The organism is Pseudomonas putida, from assembly GCF_001636055.1.
GTDB classification, from domain to species: Bacteria; Pseudomonadota; Gammaproteobacteria; order Pseudomonadales; family Pseudomonadaceae; genus Aquipseudomonas; species Aquipseudomonas machongensis.
This window is the reverse complement of record NZ_CP011789.1, coordinates 4,527,045-4,545,473: the sequence shown is the minus strand read 5'-3', so window position 1 is coordinate 4,545,473 and position 18,429 is coordinate 4,527,045. Positions and strand designations below refer to the sequence as shown.

General features: G+C 63.5%; 11 protein-coding genes. All 11 read left to right on the top strand.

Annotated features, from left to right (window positions below):
* The first annotated feature begins 12 nt into the window (after positions 1 to 12).
* The 11 genes from AB688_RS20340 to fleQ all read left to right on the top strand — a co-directional run bounded on the left by AB688_RS20340 (position 13) and on the right by fleQ (position 18,393).
* Positions 13 to 1,575, top strand: a complete 1,563-nt coding sequence (locus tag AB688_RS20340) for a flagellar hook-associated protein 3 (RefSeq protein WP_063545692.1) — start codon at positions 13 to 15, stop codon at positions 1,573 to 1,575.
* A 116-nt stretch (positions 1,576 to 1,691) separates the two neighbouring features.
* Positions 1,692 to 5,267, top strand: coding sequence for a glycosyltransferase (locus tag AB688_RS20335; RefSeq protein WP_063545691.1), 3,576 nt, complete (start codon positions 1,692 to 1,694; stop codon positions 5,265 to 5,267).
* Between the two features lie 56 nt (positions 5,268 to 5,323).
* Positions 5,324 to 8,044, top strand: coding sequence for a hypothetical protein (locus AB688_RS20330; RefSeq protein ID WP_063545690.1), 2,721 nt, complete (start codon positions 5,324 to 5,326; stop codon positions 8,042 to 8,044).
* A gap of 122 nt (positions 8,045 to 8,166) precedes the next feature.
* Positions 8,167 to 11,697, top strand: coding sequence for a glycosyltransferase (locus AB688_RS20325; protein WP_063545689.1), 3,531 nt, complete (start codon positions 8,167 to 8,169; stop codon positions 11,695 to 11,697).
* A 220-nt stretch (positions 11,698 to 11,917) separates the two neighbouring features.
* Positions 11,918 to 12,853 (top strand): ketoacyl-ACP synthase III, encoded by a 936-nt coding sequence (locus AB688_RS20320; RefSeq protein WP_054891892.1) that lies wholly within the window; start codon positions 11,918 to 11,920, stop codon positions 12,851 to 12,853.
* 280 nt (positions 12,854 to 13,133) lie between these two features.
* Entirely contained in the window at positions 13,134 to 13,994 is an 861-nt protein-coding gene (locus AB688_RS20315) for a flagellin domain-containing protein (RefSeq protein ID WP_063545688.1), read from the top strand.
* A gap of 72 nt (positions 13,995 to 14,066) precedes the next feature.
* A complete protein-coding gene (locus AB688_RS20310; RefSeq protein WP_054891890.1) occupies positions 14,067 to 14,423 on the top strand; it encodes a flagellar protein FlaG in 357 nt (118 codons plus the stop codon).
* Between the two features lie 79 nt (positions 14,424 to 14,502).
* Entirely contained in the window at positions 14,503 to 15,909 is a 1,407-nt protein-coding gene (gene fliD, locus AB688_RS20305; RefSeq protein ID WP_063545687.1) for a flagellar filament capping protein FliD, read from the top strand.
* Between the two features lie 132 nt (positions 15,910 to 16,041).
* Positions 16,042 to 16,437, top strand: coding sequence for a flagellar export chaperone FliS (gene fliS / locus AB688_RS20300; protein WP_054891888.1), 396 nt, complete (start codon positions 16,042 to 16,044; stop codon positions 16,435 to 16,437).
* Between the two features lie 15 nt (positions 16,438 to 16,452).
* Complete coding sequence (gene fliT, locus AB688_RS20295) at positions 16,453 to 16,749, top strand: flagellar protein FliT (protein ID WP_054891887.1); 297 nt, start codon at positions 16,453 to 16,455, stop codon at positions 16,747 to 16,749.
* 168 nt (positions 16,750 to 16,917) lie between these two features.
* Positions 16,918 to 18,393 carry a transcriptional regulator FleQ gene (gene fleQ, locus AB688_RS20290; RefSeq protein WP_054891886.1) on the top strand — a complete coding sequence of 492 codons (1,476 nt, stop codon included), beginning with the start codon at positions 16,918 to 16,920 and terminating at the stop codon, positions 18,391 to 18,393.
* Positions 18,394 to 18,429: the final 36 nt, after the last annotated feature.

The following is an 18,429-nucleotide window of genomic DNA, read 5'->3' as shown; positions in this document are numbered from 1 at the left end:
GAGCCGTAGACCGTGCGCATTTCCACTTCGCAGTTCTACAACACCAGCAGCGCCAACTATCAGCGCGGCTTTTCCAACGTGGTGAAAACCCAGCAGGAATCCAGCGACGGCATCCGCGTGCGTACTGCAGCCGACGATCCGGTGGGCGCCTCGCGCCTACTGCAGCTCGAGCAGCAACAGAACATGCTCGACCAGTACAAGAGCAACATCACCAATGTGCGCAACTCGCTGAGCACCTCCGAAAGCACCCTCGATGCCATCGGCAAGGTGCTGCAGCGGGTCAACGAGCTGGCGATCAGCTCGGGCAACGCCGGTTTCACCGACGCCGACCGCAAGGCCAACGCCGACGAGCTGGGTTCGCTGGAAGAGCAGTTGTTCTCGCTGATGAACAGCAAGGACGAGAACGGCAAGTACCTGTTCTCCGGTTCCAAGGGCGACACCCCGCCCTACGTGCGCAACGCTGACGGCACCTACAGCTACCAGGGCGACCAGGGCCAGCTGAAACTGCAGGTGGGCGACATGCTCAGCCTGGCGGCCAACGAGACCGGTTTCGATGCTTTCGAGCAGGCACTCAACACCAGCCGCAGCCAGACTACCCTTACCGCACCGGCGGTCGATGATGGCCGGGTCAGCCTGTCCAACGGCCAGGTGTCCGGCAGCGCGACGTTCAACGACCGCTTCCGCAGTGGCGAGCCGTACCGCGTCGAGTTCCTCAGCAGCACTCAGTACCGAATCCTCGATTCGGGCAACAACGACGTGACCCTGGAAGCCTCACAGGGCGGGACCTATAACCCGAATGCCGAGAATGGCACGATCTCCTTCCGCGGTGTCGACCTGCGCCTGAAGATCACCCTGCAGCCGGGCGACAACCCGGATGCCGCGATTGCCGGCCACACCTTCAACCTGAGCTCCAAGCCCGACGCCATCGCTGGCTCGCGCAGCCCGGGCAACACGTCCGGCACCCAAGTCAACAACGCCACCATCAGCAACCAGGCGCAGTACAACGCCTCGTTCCCAGGGGGCGGCGCGGTGCTCAAGTTCACCAGCGCCACCGACTTCGAGCTGTATGCAGCGCCGCTCACCGACAACAGCCGGCCGATCTCCACCGGCACCCTGGCGGGCAACACCGCCACGGCCTCCGGCGTGAGCTTCCAGTTGTCCGGTGCACCCAATGCGGGTGACTCGTTCGCGATCAAGGTCGACACCCACCAGAACCAGAACATGCTCAACACCATTGGCCAACTGCGCACCGCGTTGAGCGTGCCGATGGACAGCGACCCCAAGGCGCGCCAGAACTTCCTCGCCTCGCTGGACTCGGCAATCGGCAACATCGCCAGTGCCACCAACCAGGTGAGTTCCTCGATCAGCGCCATCGGTGGTCGCGGCGCGGCATTGGATGTCCAGGCCGAAACCAACGAAGCACTGGGCAACGAGAACGCCAAGACCCAAAGCTCGATCCGCGAAAGCGACCCGGCCACGGTGATGCTGCGCCTGCAGATGCAGACCAACATGCTCCAGGCCTCGCTGCAGTCCTACGCCAAGATCGCCGGCCTGTCGCTGGTCAACTACATCTGAACCCTGGTGCGGGTGATCGCGGGGTGATCGTCCCACGAGCCTGCCTCGCCACCCGCCGGTCAGCGCCGGACCGGGTGGCAGCCGGTCCCGCGGTTCAATCGCTTGAGTGAGTCCTAGTGAACGCACAACCCCTCGTCAGTATCGCCATCCCCGCGTTCAATCCCGAGTTCTTTCGCGCCACGCTGGTCAGCGCCATCGGCCAGGATTACCCGAACCTGGAGATCGTGGTCTGCGACGACAGTCGCGGTGACCAGATCGCTGCAATCTGCGAAGAGCTGCGTGCCGGTTGCACGGTGCCCTTGCGTCACGTGCGCAACCCCGAGCGCCTGGGTTTTGCCCGCAACCTGCAGCGCTGCCTGGAGCAATCGTCGGGCGAGCTGATCAAGTTTCTCTGTGACGACGACGTACTGTTCGGCGCCTGCATCAGCCAGCAGGCCAGGGTGCTGAGCGATCACGCCAAGGTCAGCATGGTCATCTGCCAGCGCCTGCTGTGCGCAGCCGACGATGTGCTGCTTCCGGCGCGTTGGCTGAATTTCGTCATTTCCGTGAACAGTGCCGTGATCAATGGCACCGACCTGCTCGAAGGCGTTGCCGATGGCGTGCCCAATTTGTTTGGCGGGATCAGCCATGCGCTGATGCGCCGCCGCGAAGTGCAAGCCTACCTGCCGGCACTGGTTCAGGATGGACACGGCTTTGCCGCGCGTCTGGACATCGCCCTATACGCCTGCCTGCTGCGCCGCGGCCACCTGTGCAGCCTGGACCAGGTGCTGAGCCTGGAGCGGGTGTACCCGGGGCGTTTGAGCCATCAGGGGGCAATGGTCGAGGCGGCCAAGATCGAGACCGAATGGCTGATGCAGATGCTTGCCGAGTCGACCGGCGAGCCAGCCCCTGCCGATGGCTGGGTGCGCAGCCTGCCGTTGAGCGATTACACCGGTGCGCCTGACCAGGTCTGGGACGAGGTCGACCTGCGTCGGTTCTTCTCCGGGCAGATGGCCAACTTCACCCAGCAGATCGGCACCGACAGCCTCAGCTTTGGTGAGCTGTACGCCGAATGGCTCGAGTCGCGCCAATTGTCGGCAGGTCAGGTCAGCCTGTTACCCAAGCGCATCGAGCAATGGCCGAGGCAACCACGTATTGCCGTAGCAGTGTTCGCCGCACAAGGGGACGAAAGGGCCCTGCGTACCACCCTGCAGAGCCTGCAGGAGCAATCCTATCCCGCCCGTCGCACACTGGTGCTGGGCCCATCGGCATTGGCCGCGCAGGTGCAGGGTGAGGCCCGGCACCTGGAATGCCAGGCAGAAGGCTTCGCCGAGCTCGACCAGTGGCTGGCCGCTACCACTGAGCTCGACTGGTTGCTGCTGTTGCGCGCCGGTGACCGCCTGCACCCTCACGCCCTGGTGATCATGGCCGAGCGCATGGCCTTGCGTGACGACAGCCTGTGCCTCTACATAGATGAAGGTGCCAACGACAACCTGGCGCCCTCCAGCCCGATCTTCAAGCCTGATTTCAACCTCGACCTGATGCGCAGCCTGCCCTATGTCGGTCGGCTGCTCGCCTTCAACACCCAGGCGCTGCAAGAACTGGGCGGCTTCGACGCAGGCTTTGCCAGCCTGGCACCGCACGATCTGCTCTGGCGCATGGTCGAGGCCCACGGCCTGCAGGTAGTCGAGCACATCGCCGAAGTGCTGGTGCAGTGTCACCACAGCTACGCCGACTGGCTCAACGATGCGCAGGCGCATGTGCAGGCCCCGCGTGTGCTGCAAGCACACCTCGAGCGCCTGGGCGTGCAGGCGCGGGTTTCGGGTATCGAAGGCAGCATGATGACGCGGGTCACCTACCTGCACCCCCAAGCTGCCAGTGTGTCGATCCTCATCCACGCCGCGGGCGAGCTGGCGGTGCTGATGCGCTGCGTGGAATCGCTGTTCGCCCATACCGCCTACGCCGATTTCGAAGTGTTGCTGGTGGCCAGCACCGAGACATCCCCCGAGGTGCGCGACTGGCTGGGCGGCCTGCAGGGGTTGGGCAGTGATCAATTGCGCGTTTGCCAGGCGGATGCCACCGGGCGGGCGCAGAGCCTCAACGAGGCCAGCCGTCAGGCGCGCGGTGAATACCTGCTGCTGCTCGATGCCACTTGCGTGCTGTTCGACGGCCAATGGCTGCAGGAATTGATGCATCTGGGGCAGCGCCCGGAAGTCGGCATGGTTGGCCCCAAGCTGTTCGACAACAATGGTTCGGTGCTCTCGGCCGGCCTGGTGATGGGCATGAACGGCACTGCCGGCACGCCGTTCCTGAGCTGTGCGGTGAATGCCGATGGCTACATGAACCGCCTGAGCCTGGTGCAGAACTGGAGCGCCCTGGGCCTTGACTGCCTGCTGGTGCGCGCAGCGTTGTTCGCCGAGCTGGGTGGGCTGGATACTGCGGCGTTCGAGGTATCGCTGTTCGATGCCGATTTGTGCCTGCGGGCGCGCGAAGCGGGCTACCTGTCGGTGTGGACGCCGTTCTCTCGAGTCGCCCAGGTGCCGGTGCCCGCTCAGGAGCAGCCCGCACCGCAAAGCCTGCTGGCCGATCAGGAGCGGCTCTATGAACGCTGGCTGGCATGGGTTGCTTTCGATCCCGCCTACAATCGCAACCTCAGCCTGAAGCTGCCGAACTTCAACTTCGAGCCGGGCCTGCGCGGTGGTTGGGATCCGTTCATTGCGCGCGCCATGCCGTCAGTGATGGGGCTGCCCAGCAGCACCTCCGCCATCGGTCACTACCGTGTATCGCAGCCGTTCGCCGAGCTGGAAAAGGCCGGCTGGATCCAGGGGCGCATCGACTACAGCGCACCGAGCCTGATCGAGCTGGAGCGGGAAAAACCTGATGTGGTGATCCTGCAGTGCCGCTACACCCCGGCGAGCCTGCGCGATATCGCTCGCTTCAAGCGTTTCTCCAACACCCGGCGCATCTACGAGCTGGACGACTACATCATCGATCCGCCGAAGAAGAACGATCACGCCCGCAACCTGCCGCGCAACATGCGCGAGCTGGTCAGCGAAGCCATCGGCCTGTGCGATCGCGTGGTGGTCTCTACCGAACCGCTGGCCGATGCCCTGTCGAGCATGCACAGCGACATCCGTGTGGTCCCCAACATGCTCGCCGCCTCCTTGTGGACGGGCCTGCGCAGTGAGCGTCAGACCAGCGCGCGGCCGCGTGTAGGCTGGGCGGGCGGCACCAGCCACCGCGGTGACCTGGAACTGCTGCTGGAGGTGGTGCGTACACTGGCCGACGAAGTCGACTGGGTGTTCTTCGGCATGTGCCCCGAGATGCTGCAGCCTTACGTGAAGGAGTTTCACCCGGCCATTTCGTTCGGTGACTACCCGCGCAAGCTGGCCAGCCTTAACCTCGACCTGGCCCTGGCGCCGTTGGAGCAGAATCTGTTCAACGACTGCAAGAGCAACCTGCGGCTGCTCGAATACGGCGCCTGCGGCTTCCCGGTCATCTGCACCGACACCAAGGCCTATGCCGGCTACCTGCCGTGCACCCGGGTGGCGGACAACACCACGGCGCAGTGGCTGGAAGCGATCCGCATGCACCTCGACGACCCGGCTGCCAGCTATCGCCAGGGCGATGCTCTGCGCGAGGCGGTACTGAGCGACTACGTCCTCACCGAACATCATCTGCAGCACTGGGCCAACGCCTGGTTGGCTGACTGAAATCCAGGCGCCGGGCCCAGGCCTTGCGCAGAACCGACCTCTTGAACAGGTGCCTTATGATCGATACCGCAACCGGCTCGCACACCGACGTGACCGTTGTCCTGCTTGGGCATGACCAGGCGGATCACCGCGCCCGCGCACTCCACTACTACGCCGGTCAGGGCGTTGCGTGCCTGGCGCTGGAGCCGGCAGGCCAACTCGGCGAACTGCTCGAGCGGGTGAAAACGCCTTTCGTCTGCCTGGCGCTGGATGCCGACTTCGTTCTCGCCGATGCGCTGGGCAAGGCTGCTGCCTATCTGGCTGCACAGCCCCAGGTGAAGGGTGTACAGGGGCATGCCCTGGCCTATGCCGCGGGCAACTGCAAGCTCAGCTACCACAAGCTGGGTGCATTCGCCGCGCCCGAGGCCGCAGAAGACGCTCTGGCGCGCGTGCGCCGTTATGGTCACAGCGGGCAACAGGCTTGGCGCGCGGTGCTGCGTGTCGCGACCCTGCAGACCGCGCTGGCAGGCCTGCCGCAAGCGCTGGACGCCGCAGGCTGGCGTGTGGCGCTGGGCTACGCGATCCTGCTGCAAGGCGAGATCGGCAGCCTCGAGCAGACCGATGTGGTCTGCGAACTGCTGAGCAACGACCTGGGCGCAGCCGCCCGCGAAGAGCGCCTGACCCAGACCGTGCGCAGCCTGCGCCAGTGGGATGAAGCGGCGGGTGTGTGTGCCGGCGAAGAAGGTTTCGTGGTGCTCAACCGTTTCGTGCGCAGCAGCTACGATCAGGGCGAGGCGCCGCTGCTGTTCAGCTCCGACTGGGCCAGCGTGATCGACGACCCTGAGCAGACCTTCGAGCCGCGCCAGTATGTCGAGCTGCCGTACTACAACGGCAAGCTGTTCCAGCGTTTGAGCGAAATCGAATTCCTTTGCCATGCCTGGCCGACTGGCGAGCGTCATCTGCATGCGCTCGAAGGCGCCTGGGTGCGCCAGCACGACCTGCTGCAAGTGCATCCGAACGACACCAACGACAGCCTGCAGCAGCGCTACCTGCAAGCGCTGGGCCTGGGCCTGTTCAACCAGGACGTATGCCAGCGCCTGGTGCCGCTGCTGGCCGGCGCCAAAGATTCTCATCATGTTCGCGAAATGCGGGACTGGCTGGCGCGTCTGGGCAGTGTTCCGGCACCTGATGCCCGCGCATTGCTCGAGACGACGCCGTCCGGCAAGGTGTTGGCCGCCATTGCTGCCGCGACCCCGGCTGAAGCCGACCGTGCTCGCGCGCAGAGCTTCCTGGCGCGCCACCCGGCTGCGCAGATCGCCTTCGTGGTGCTGGACCTGGAAAACGACGACCAGGCGCTGCAGGCCACCTTCGACAGCCTGCTGGCCAGCGGCCTGCGCAACTTCAAGCTGGTGGTGCTCAAGGGCGGCAAGCCCCCGGCCATCACCACCGCGCGCGATACCCTGCATTTCATCCAGGTCAACGAAGGCAACTGGGCGAGCCACCTGAACCAGGTGGTGAAACAGCTTTCCAGCGAGTGGCTGCTGCTGCTCGATGCTGGCGACGTGCTGCTGGCTGGTGGCCTGTTGCGCCTGGCTGTCGAGCTGGCCCAGGCGCCGGGCTGCCAGGCGATCGCTGCCGATGAGGTGCAGCGCGACAGCGAAGGCCGTCTGCTTGACGTGACCCGTCCGGGCAGTGACCTGGACCTGCTGCGCAGCCAACCAGGCCTGATGTCGCGGCACTGGCTGGTGCGTCGCCAGGCCGTGGTCGATCTGGGGGGCTACAGCGAGTCCTATCGTCATGCGCTGGAGTACGACCTGTTGCTGCGTCTGGTCCAGCATCAGGGTGTCGGCTGTCTCGCGCACATGGACGACTACCTGGTCATCGGTCAGCAGCCCGAGCAGGCATTGACCGACGAAGCGGCCAAGGTCCTCAACCGCCACCTGACCGAGCTGGGCTACCGCGCTCAGATCAGCGACCAGGGCAGTGCAGGCCTGACCATCGATTTCCGTCATACCGCCACGCCGCTGGTCAGCATCCTGCTGGCGGGCGAGGGCGATACCGCGCAACTGCAGGTGTCGCTGACCGGGATCTTCCAGCGCACCCGTTACCCGCGCTTCGAAGTGGTGGTGGCCTTGCCGGGGCACGACAGCGCAGGGCAGGCGGCAATTGCCCAGACCTTTGGCACACGCGTGCGGCTGATTGCCGGTGAGGCGCATGCCTCGCGCGAGCAACTGCTGGCGCTGGCCGCCGGGCAGGCGCGTGGCGATTACCTGGTGCTGCTGTCCGAGCGCTGCCACGTGATCACTCCAGCCTGGATCGAGTCGCTGCTCAACGAGGCCCAGCGCCCCGAGGTGGGGATCGTCGGGGCCAGCTTGTGGGGGCGTGGCGAAGTCCTGCTGCATGCTGGCTACGAGCTGCTCGACGGCGGGCAGGTCAATGCACCGTGGGCCGGTGCCTCGGCGGCACGCAGCGCCGCGGCGCGCTGGCCGCTGTCGGTCCGTGATTGCCCGGCGGTGTCCGGCGATTGCCTGATGATCAGCCGCGAGACCTTCGAGCTGTGCGGTGGCCTGCCGACAACGGGTGCGGCGGACCTGGCCCTGTGCCTGGCGGTACGCAGCAACGGTCTGATGGTAGTGTGGACGCCGCGTGCCAGGCTTATGGGCAACGAGCTGGTGGTGCCTGCCGGGCAAGCTGTGCAGGCGCTGGCCGAGCAATGGCCCGGCGCGTTCCAGGGGGTTGCGCGGCTCGACGGTCAGAGCGCCGCGGGTGCACCGCAGTGGCTGGCACAGCTGGGGTGACTGGCGCGCTAATTGCAAAAAAGCCGGGTTAAGCCCGGCTTTTTCATGCCCGCTGGCAAATTATTGACAGGCCGCCACCGTGATGGTCAGCGACCTGTCCTGATCCTGGAGTTCGCCCCCCAATGTCGACCGCTGCGCAGCTGGATGCTCTTTCGCTCGAACAGGCGCTGACGCGCCTGCGCCTGATGTTCACCAAGCCGGGGCATCCCTACTACCTGCTGGCGCCTGCCTACCGCGATACCTCCTCCGGTATCGTTTCGATGCACTACCTCTGCCACATGCTCAACCTCAATGGCCGCGAGGCATACATCTACGGCACCGATGTGGTCAATCCAGACCTGAAGACGCCGCTGTTCGACCCGGCCGTCGCCCGCCGCCACCTGGCCGAGGGCAAGGTGCCGATCGCGGTCTATCCCGAAGTGGTCAGCGGCAACCCGCTGGAGTGCCCGGTGGTGGCGCGCTACATGCTCAACTTCGAGAGCTTCATCAGCGGCAAGAGCATGAATGCGGCGGCGACCGACTTGATCTTCTACTACGCCGAACGCCTTGCCGAGGCCCGTGGCGATGTCAACGTCGACCTGCTGTGCCTGCCCACCATTGACATCGAATTGTTCGCCGCCGGCGCTGCCGATTGTGCTCGCGAGGGCGCCTACCTCTACCAGAACCGCCACCCGCTGGAGATGATCGACTACGACCAGTTGCCTGCAGGCATTCGCCTGCTCAGCGTGGCCAATGCCCTGAGCCTGGTGGAGTTGGCCGAGGTGCTGCGCCATGCCGAGGTGCTGTACACCTACGAATGGTCGATGACCTGCGTGATCGCGGTGCTGTGTGGTTGCCCGGTGCTGTTCATGCCGGGGCATGGCGTGGATCAGCAGGTGCTCGAGAACAGCTTCTTCGGTTGCGTCGGCTTTGCCATGGCCGACCAGCCGCACGCCCTCGAACAGGCCCGGGCCACCGTTGGCGATGGCCTGCAGCGTTATGTGCAACGCACCGCATCGTTCTGGCAGCAGCTGGACACCTTCATCGCCAAGACCCAGGACGCAGCCGTGCGTGAAGCCGCGGGCAACCGGCACGGCATGCTCGACTGGCTGCGGCAGCGCTATCCGCTGCCCGCCCAGGTACAGCGCCTGCAGCAGGAGTTGTCCGGGCCACAGGCGCCCAAGCTTGCCGTGCTGGTGCGTGATCATGCTGACCGCCAGGCACTGCTGCAGACCCTGGAGAGTCTTGACCGTGGCCTGTATCGACAGTTGCAGGTGCATGTGCTGGGTGAGTGCGACCCGCAGCGTGTCGGTGTGCAATGGCATGCCTGCGATCCACGTGAGCCGGTGGCGACGATCAACACGCTGCTGAGCGATAGCGCAAGTGACTGGTACCTGCTGGTCGAGGCTGGCGAGACCATCGTCGCCAGCGGGCTGCTGGCGCTGGCGGTGCGTTTGCTCGATGCGGCCGATGACTGCCAGGCGGTGTACGCCGACGAAGGGCTGCGCCGAGAGGGAGGGGAAATCGAGCTGGCGCTGCGTCCGGACCTTAACCTCGACCTGCTGCTGGCCATGCCGGGCAGCCTGTCGCGGCACTGGATCTATCGGCGCGAGGCGCTGGCGGCAGGGTTCGCCAGCGACTGCGGGCGAGCCTTCGAACTTGGCCTTCAGTTGAGTTTGTTGCTTGAGCGCGGGTTGGGCAGTGTCATGCATGTCGCCGAGCCTCTGTTGATCGGCAATGGCGGGCCGCTGGCGGCCTGTGCCGACGAGCAGGCGGTCATCGAGCATCACCTGCGCCTGCGCGGCTATGAACGGGCGCGGGTCTTCGCCCTTGACGACGTGCCGGGTGGTTATCGCATCGACTACGGCCATGCACATGTCGCGTCCGTGAGCATCATGGTGCCGTTGCGCGGACAACTGGTCGACTTCCAGCGTTGCCTGGAAACCCTGCTGACGCACACCGCCCATGAGCAGTTCGAGGTGTTGCTGATCGAGGCGGGCAGCGAAGACCCGGCGCTGCTCGAATGGCTGGACATGGTCGTGCAGATCGGCGTTGGGCGCTTCCAGGTGCTGCGCTACATGCCAGGCCAGCCTTGGGCTGCGTTGTGCAATGCGGCTGCGCAGGAGGCGCGGGGTGATTATCTGGTCTGGCTCGACGGCCGCGCCGCGGTGCTCGATGGCAACTGGTTACCGGCGTTGCTCAATCATGCTCAACGCCCCGAAGTCGGTGCCGTCGGTGGCAAGTTGCTGGTTGGTGACGGCACGGTACGCCAGGCCGGTTTGCTGCTCGGGATCGACGGCTCTGTGGGGCCGGCGTTCGCCGGTCTGCCTGCGCAGTCTGCAGGCTACATGGCGCGCCTGGCGCTGGAGCAGAACTTCGCTGCAGTCGGTGGCGAGTGCCTGATGCTGCGGCGCGAACTGTTCCACGAGGCAGGTGGCTTCGATGCCAGCGAGTTACTGGCGCCCTGGGCCGATGTCGACCTGTGCCTGAAACTGCATCAGGCTGGCTATCTGAATGTCTGGACGCCGCATGCGCGCTTGCTGCTGGATGCGCCACGCGATGCGCTTGCCAACGAAGAGCAGCACGACGCGTTGTATGCACGTTGGTTGCCGCGTCTGGCACATGACCCGGCCTACAACGGCAATTTCTCGCTGCGTGCCGGGCAAGGTTTCGTGCTGCAAAGCAATGACCTGAGCTGGCGACCGCTGCTCGGCAAGGTGCCGCGGGTGTTGGCTTGCATTGCCGAGCAGGATGAGCAGGCTCTGTCGCGTCTGATCCATCCGCTGGGTGCGCTGTGCGAAAACGCGTTGCTCGACGGCGCCGCGACCGTCGGGCTGTTGTCTGCGGTGGAGCTGGAGCGTTTTGCCCCGACCAGCGTGATCCTGCAGCGACCGCTGGATGATGCAGGGCTGCTGACCCTGCGTCGGCTGAGTGCATTCTCCCGGGCGCTGAAAGTGGTGGTGCTCGACCGTTATCCCGAGCTTGCACAGTTTCAGTCCAGCGAGGATCTGCTGCAGCGCCTGCAGGCGGCGTTGATGCACGCTGACCGGGTGCTGGTGTCGACCCCTGCGCTGGCCGAGCGGCTGCAGGGGCTGCACCACGATATCCGGGTGTTGGAGAGCGCCTTGCCGGTCGGCTGGGGCCGCCTGAAGGGCGAGCGACGCGCAGGAGACTTGCCACGTCTTGGCTGGATCGCCGGCAAGGGCGACGAGATGCTCGAACAGGTAGTGCCGGCCTTGTCTGGTGAAGTCGAGTGGGTGGTGCTGGGTGAGTGTCCCGGTAGCTTGAAGCCGTTCGTCAGCGAGTTGCACGCAGCGGTCGAGCCAGGGCATCTCGGCGAGGCCCTGGCCGCGTTGAATCTGGATCTGGCTCTGGTGCCCATGGCCGACTCGATGGAAAACGCCTGCTCTGGCGACATGCGCGTGTTGCAGCACGCGGCCTGTGGTCATCCGGTGATCTGCAGTCGAGTGCCGGGCTTTGCCGCAGGCGATGCCTTGCCGCTGTCGCGTGCGGGCAACCAGCCCGACGAGTGGCTGCAGGCGATCCGTCTGCACTTGTCCGACCGCGACGCGTCGGCGGCATTGGGTGATGCGTTGCAGGCGGCGGTGCGTGGGCAGTGGCTGCTCGAAGGGACGCGACTGGAGAGCTGGCGCCGCGCCTGGTTACCCGATTGAGGGAGTGACCCGCAGTGAGGATGTGACGCTGCGGTGTCCATTCGACAAAAAACGCGTGACTTGAGAGTCACTTCGCGCATCTTCACTGTATATTGTCCAAACTAGGAGCCGCCGTCGCGCAGCCATCAACGTGGTCAGGAACAGGGGCGTCCCGTGTTTCCTGGCGTTTCGTCGTTGCGTACGCCGTGGGCTACTTCGCTGTTATTGAACGGGAAGCCACATGATTGGCATTAAAAGCATCGCCAGTTACCTGCCGACTCAAGGGGTAGACAACTACGCCCAGGGCGCCAAATTCGGCAAGGACCAGGATTTCATCTTCGGCAAGATCGGCTCCACGTTCTTGCCGCGCAAGGACAGCGAGCAGGAAACTTCCGACCTGTGTGTCGAGGCCGCGCGCAATCTGTTCGCCGCCAATCCTTCGCTCGACCCTGCCAGCATCGATGCGGTGATCGTCGTCACTCAGAATGGCGACGCCGAGGGGCTGCCGCACACCGCAGCCATCGTTCAGCACAAGCTGGGGCTTGCGACCCATGTTGCGGCGTTCGACGTTTCGCTCGGGTGCTCGGGCTATGTCTACGGCCTGTACGCGATGAAAGGCTTCATGGAAGCTGCGGGCCTGAAGAACGGCCTGCTGATCACCGCCGATCCGTACTCGAAGATCGTCGACCCTGAAGACCGCAATACCACCATGCTGTTCGGTGATGCCGCCACCGCGACCTGGATGGGCGAGGGCGCGGCCTGGCAACTGGGCAAGTCGCTGTTCGGTAGCGACGGTGCCGGTGCCGAGCACCTGCGCACCACCGATGGCAAGTTCTTCATGAACGGTCGTCAGGTCTACAACTTCGCCCTGGTGAAGGTACCGGCGCACCTGAACCAGTTGCTCGAGGCCAGCCAGCTCAAGGCTGACGACATCGACCTGTATTGCCTGCACCAGGGCAGCGCGGCCATCGTCGATGCGGTGTCGGCGCGCTTCGATGAGGGCGCGCACAAGGGCAAGTTCGTCAAGGACATGGTCGAGACCGGCAACACCGTTTCCTCCAGCATTCCGTTGCTGCTGGAGAAGCATGTGCTGGGTTCGACCCACAAGCGTGTTGCCCTCAGTGGCTTTGGCGTCGGCTTGTCGTGGGGTTCGGCGATCATCGAACGCACTGATTGAGCATTGTCGCTGCATCTGCAAAAGCGCCGCACGGGTAACCGTTCGGCGCTTTTGCATTTCTGCGGTCTATTGGTAGTTCTGCGGGCCCCGGCGGACGCTGTATTTCTGGCGTCAAACCCTTGATTTCATTGGGGTGGCAGCGTGCCACTAAAAAAAATCGCAAAACCCCCTAAAGCAAACCGCCACGACGACGATAACCATTACGAAGGTTCTCTAGGCCACACACCCGGCAAACGCCAGGGCCGGAAGCCGCAGTACCCAATCCAACGAGGAATTCGTCATGGCTTTGACCGTTAACACCAACACCACCTCTCTGGGCGTTCAGAAAAACCTGAGCCGTGCTTCCGACGCTCTGAGCACCTCGATGACCCGTCTGTCGTCCGGCCTGAAAATCAACAGCGCCAAAGACGACGCCGCCGGCCTGCAGATCGCTACCCGCATGACCTCGCAGATCCGCGGTCAGACCATGGCTATCAAGAACGCCAACGACGGTATCTCCATCGCCCAGACCGCTGAAGGCGCGATGCAAGAGCAGACCAACATCCTGCAGCGTATGCGTGAACTGGCCGTCCAGTCCCGAAACGACTCCAACAGCCAGCAAGACCGTGACGCTCTGGACAAAGAGTTCCAGTCGATGCTGTCGGAAATCGACCGTATCGCCGACTCCACCCAGCTGAACGGCAAGAACCTGCTGGACGGTACCGCTGGCGTCATGACCTTCCAGGTCGGCTCCAACTCCGGCTCTGCCAACCAGATCACCGTGACGCTCAGCGCCGCGATGAAAACCACCGGTACTGGCGCTGCCCTGACTGCCCTGGCTGGCAAGAGCATCACCGGTGCCAACAGCACCGCCGCCGAGCAGACCTTCACCGCCGCCATCAGCGCCATCGACGAGGCCCTGCAGGCAATCAACACCAACCGTGCTGACCTGGGTGCCGCCCAGAACCGTCTGACCAGCACCATCAACAACCTGCAGAACATCAACGAGAACGCCGAAGCTGCTCGTGGCCGTGTACAGGACACCGACTTCGCTGCCGAAACTGCCCAGCTGACCAAGCAGCAGACCCTGCAGCAAGCTTCGACCTCGGTTCTGGCCCAGGCCAACCAGCTGCCGTCGGCAGTTCTGAAGCTGCTGGGCTAATCTGCCTGATAGCTGCTGGCGGGGGAGTGCACTTGCGGCGCTCCCCCGCCTTTTCATTACGAGGTGGTGGACATGGACATGAGCGTCAAGCTGAACCTGTCTTATCCGGCCGCACGTTCGGCCGAGCAGGTTGCCGACAAGCCGGTCTCGCGGCCGTTGGAAGCATCCGCCGAGGGTGGCAAGAAGGACGCGGTCAAGGTGCACGACACTGACAACGTCAAAAACGCCGTCTCGCAGATCGAGCAATTCCTGAAAGAAACCCGACGTAATCTTGAGTTTTCCACGGATGAAGAATCCGGCAAGATTGTCGTCAAGGTCATCGCCAGCGAAACCGGCGAGCTGATCCGTCAGATTCCCTCCGAGGAGGCCCTGCGGATCGCCGAAAGCCTGCGCGATGTCAAAAGTGTACTGTTCAACGCCAAGGTCTGACCGGCGGCGAGCATTGCGCGTTACGAATCATGCCAGCCTTGCAGGAGCGAGGCGGGCGCGTTGAAGAGAGGGGCAGGACATGGCAGCAATTACTCCTAGCACAGGCGTGGGCTACGGCCTCGAGATCAGCAAGATCGTCGATGCGTTGGTGAAGTCCGATACTTCGGCCAAGTCCAACCAGATTGCTCGGCAGTCGAGCAATAACTCGGCGATCCTCTCGGGCATTGGCTCCCTGCGTAGCGCTCTCACGGCGTTCCAGGACGCCATGAAGAAGCTCAACGACAAGGATGCGCCTTCCTTCAACGCCTTTGCCGGTACTTCCGCCAACGAAAGCGTGGTCAAGATCAAGACCACCAACAGTGCGGTTGCCGGTACCTACGATATCCGGGTAAGCCAACTGGCCACTGGCTCCAAGGTCGCCAGCCAGCAGTTCGCCGGAGGGGGAACCTCAGCGATCAGCGAAGGTGAGCTGACCATCAGCCAGAACGGGAAGACCTACAAGGTCAATGTTGCTGCCGGTTCCACGCTGCAAAGCGTGCGCGATCAGATCAACAAGGAGCTGAGCAAGGAAGGCATCACCGCCAACGTCGTCAACGAGGCGGGCGGTTCGCGGCTGGTGTTCGGCTCTACCACGACCGGCAAGGGCAGTGACATTTCCGTCGGCGGTATCCCTGAGCTCACCATCGATGGCACGCAGAAGATGGTGGGTGCGGGGGGCGGCTTCATCGACGCCCTGGCACAGGATGCCGAGTTCTCCGTCGACGGTTTGAAGCTGACCAGCTCCAAGAACGTCGTCGACAACGCGGTCAGTGGCCTGAGCCTCGAGCTTACCGGCACCACCTCGCCCACTGCCACGACCGGGGTCAAGGTGAGTGTGACGCTCGATAACGATGGCCTGAAGAAATCGGTTCAGTCGTTTGTCGATGCTTACAACACCCTGCGCAAGGCTGTTACCGCCCTGACGACACCGACCAAGGATTCTTCCGGTAACGTGACCAGCCTGGGCCCGTTGACCAACGATCCGACCACGCGCTCGTTGCTGAGCGACATCGGCAAGGTGATCGCCGAAGCCGGTTCGGGCACCCAGCTCAATACCCTCAGCCAGCTGGGTATCAACACCCAGAAGGACGGCACGCTTGAGTTCAACAGCACCAAGTTCACCGCTGCACTGAACGACAAGAAGCTTGGCTCGGAGATCCAGGGGCTGTTCACTGCCGACGGTGGCGTTTTCGACCGGATGACCAAGGCCCTCGATCCCTACGTCAAGACCGGTGGTTCGCTGGATTCGCGCAAGACGGCGCTCGACAAGGTGACCAAGAACCTGCAGGACCAGCAGGCTGCGCTGGACCGTCGTACCGAGCTGCTGACCACCTCGCTGACCAAGAAGTACGCAGCGCTCGACACCGCCCTGGGCTTGATGAAGAAGCAGGGCGAGCAGATCGTCTCGATCTTCGATGCGATGAATGCCCAGGCCAAGAAAGGCTGATCGCTAAACGGCGACAAAAGCCCGGCGGCACCTTGCAGGTGTCCCGGGCTTTGTGTTTCATGGCTAAAGTTTTTTGACGAGCTGGCGATACAGCAGGTATACGCAACCTTTTCGCTGCAATGAGGTAGTTCCATGAACCCGATGTTGGCCCTTCGGCAGTACCAGAAAGTCAACGGTGCTGCGCAGACTTCCGAAGCCAGTCCGCACCGTCTGGTGCAGATGCTGATGCAGGGCGGTCTTGACCGGATGGCCCAGGCCAAGGGCGCGATCGCGCGCAAGGACGTCGCCCAGAAGGGCATTCTGATCGGCAAGGCCATCGACATCATTGGCGGCCTGCGCGAAGGGCTGGATCTGGAGAATCACGCCGACAGCCTGACCGACCTCGACAACCTGTACCAGTACATGAGTCGTCGCCTGATCGAAGCCAACGTCCACAGTGACCCGGCGATCATCGACGAAGTGGCGCGCCTGCTGATCACGGTCAAGGAAGGCTGGGACGCCATCGGCGAACAGGTGCCGGCAGAGTAATTCCAGGAGGCGCACATGAGCGAAGTGATTGCACGTATCGAAGAGACCCGCGATGCCTTGCTGGCAGCGTTCGCTGAGCGCGACTGGGATGCGGTGGGCAAGCTCGACCTGGCATGTCGCGTGTGCGTCGAGGATATCCTGGCCGAAGCGCAGGAAAACGATGCGCAGGTCAGGAGCAGTCTGGATGAATTGCTGGCGGTGTATCGGCAATTGATTGAATTTGCAAGTGGTGAACGTCAATCGATAGTCGACGAGATGACGCAGATACGTCAGGCAAAAAACGCGACAAAGGTATACCATCTGTTCAGCTGATCGCTGGGCAATGCAAGAAGCTGCGCGCCATTAATTTGACTGTGTGCTGTTTTTTGACTTAACTAGTGGCTGTTTTCGAATTTCAGACGTCCGAACACTGACCATTTCAGTCGGAATGATGTCGTGCACGCCTGCGGGCGCCGATATGACTAGGGAAGTTAGTATTGAATGTGGCGTGAAACCAAGATCCTCCTGATCGATGACGACAGCGAACGCCGCCGCGATCTGGCGGTGGTCCTGAATTTTCTCGGCGAAGAGAACCTCTCCTGCTCCAGTGCGGACTGGCAGCAGTCGGTAGAGGCGTTGTCTTCGAGCAGGGAAGTCCTGTGTGTGCTGATCGGGGCTGTGAATGCACCGGCAAGTGTCCTGGGCCTGCTTAAGACAGTGGCTGCGTGGGATGAGTTCCTTCCAGTTCTGCTTCTAGGTGAAATTTCTTCCGCCGAGTTCCCTGAAGACCTGCGCCGGCGCGTGCTGTCCAACCTGGAGATGCCGCCCAGCTATAGCCAGTTGCTCGATTCGCTGCACCGTGCCCAGGTCTACCGTGAGATGTACGACCAGGCGCGCGAGCGCGGTCGTCAGCGCGAACCCAACCTGTTCCGCAGCCTGGTTGGCACCAGCCGCGCGATCCAGCATGTGCGGCAGATGATGCAGCAGGTGGCCGACACCGATGCCAGCGTGCTGATCCTCGGTGAGTCCGGCACGGGCAAGGAAGTTGTCGCGCGCAACCTGCACTATCACTCCAAGCGCCGTGAAGCGCCGTTCGTGCCAGTCAATTGCGGGGCGATCCCTGCCGAGCTGCTCGAAAGCGAGCTGTTCGGACACGAGAAGGGCGCCTTCACCGGGGCGATCACCAGCCGTGCGGGGCGTTTCGAGCTGGCCAACGGCGGTACCCTGTTCCTCGACGAGATCGGCGACATGCCGTTGCCGATGCAGGTCAAGCTGCTGCGCGTGCTGCAGGAGCGTACCTTCGAGCGGGTTGGCAGCAACAAGACCCAGAGCATCGACGTGCGCATCATCGCGGCGACCCACAAAAACCTCGAGACCATGATCGAGGAGGGGACCTTCCGCGAAGACCTGTACTATCGCCTGAATGTCTTCCCCATCGAAATGGCGCCGCTGCGCGAGCGTGTCGAGGACATTCCGCTGCTGATGAACGAGCTGATCTCGCGCATGGAGCACGAGAAGCGCGGCTCCATCCGTTTCAACTCGGCTTCGATCATGTCGCTGTGCCGGCATGGCTGGCCGGGCAACGTCCGTGAGCTGGCCAACCTGGTCGAGCGTATGGCGATCATGCATCCGTACGGGGTGATCGGCGTTGCCGAGCTGCCTAAAAAATTCCGCTACGTCGATGACGAAGACGAGCAGTTGGTCGACAGCTTGCGCAGCGATCTCGAAGAGCGCGTGGCGATCAACGGCCATGCGCCGAACTTCTCCAGCCACGCCATGCTGCCGCCGGAAGGCCTGGACCTGAAGGACTATCTCGGCAGCCTTGAGCAGGGGCTGATCCAGCAAGCTCTGGACGACGCCAACGGTATCGTTGCCCGCGCCGCCGAGCGCCTGCGCATCCGTCGAACCACGCTTGTCGAGAAGATGCGCAAGTACGGCATGAGTCGCCAGGGCGGCGAAGACCAGGCCGAAGACTGAAGCCCAGCCCCTTGCAGGCGCAACCTTGCGTTGCGT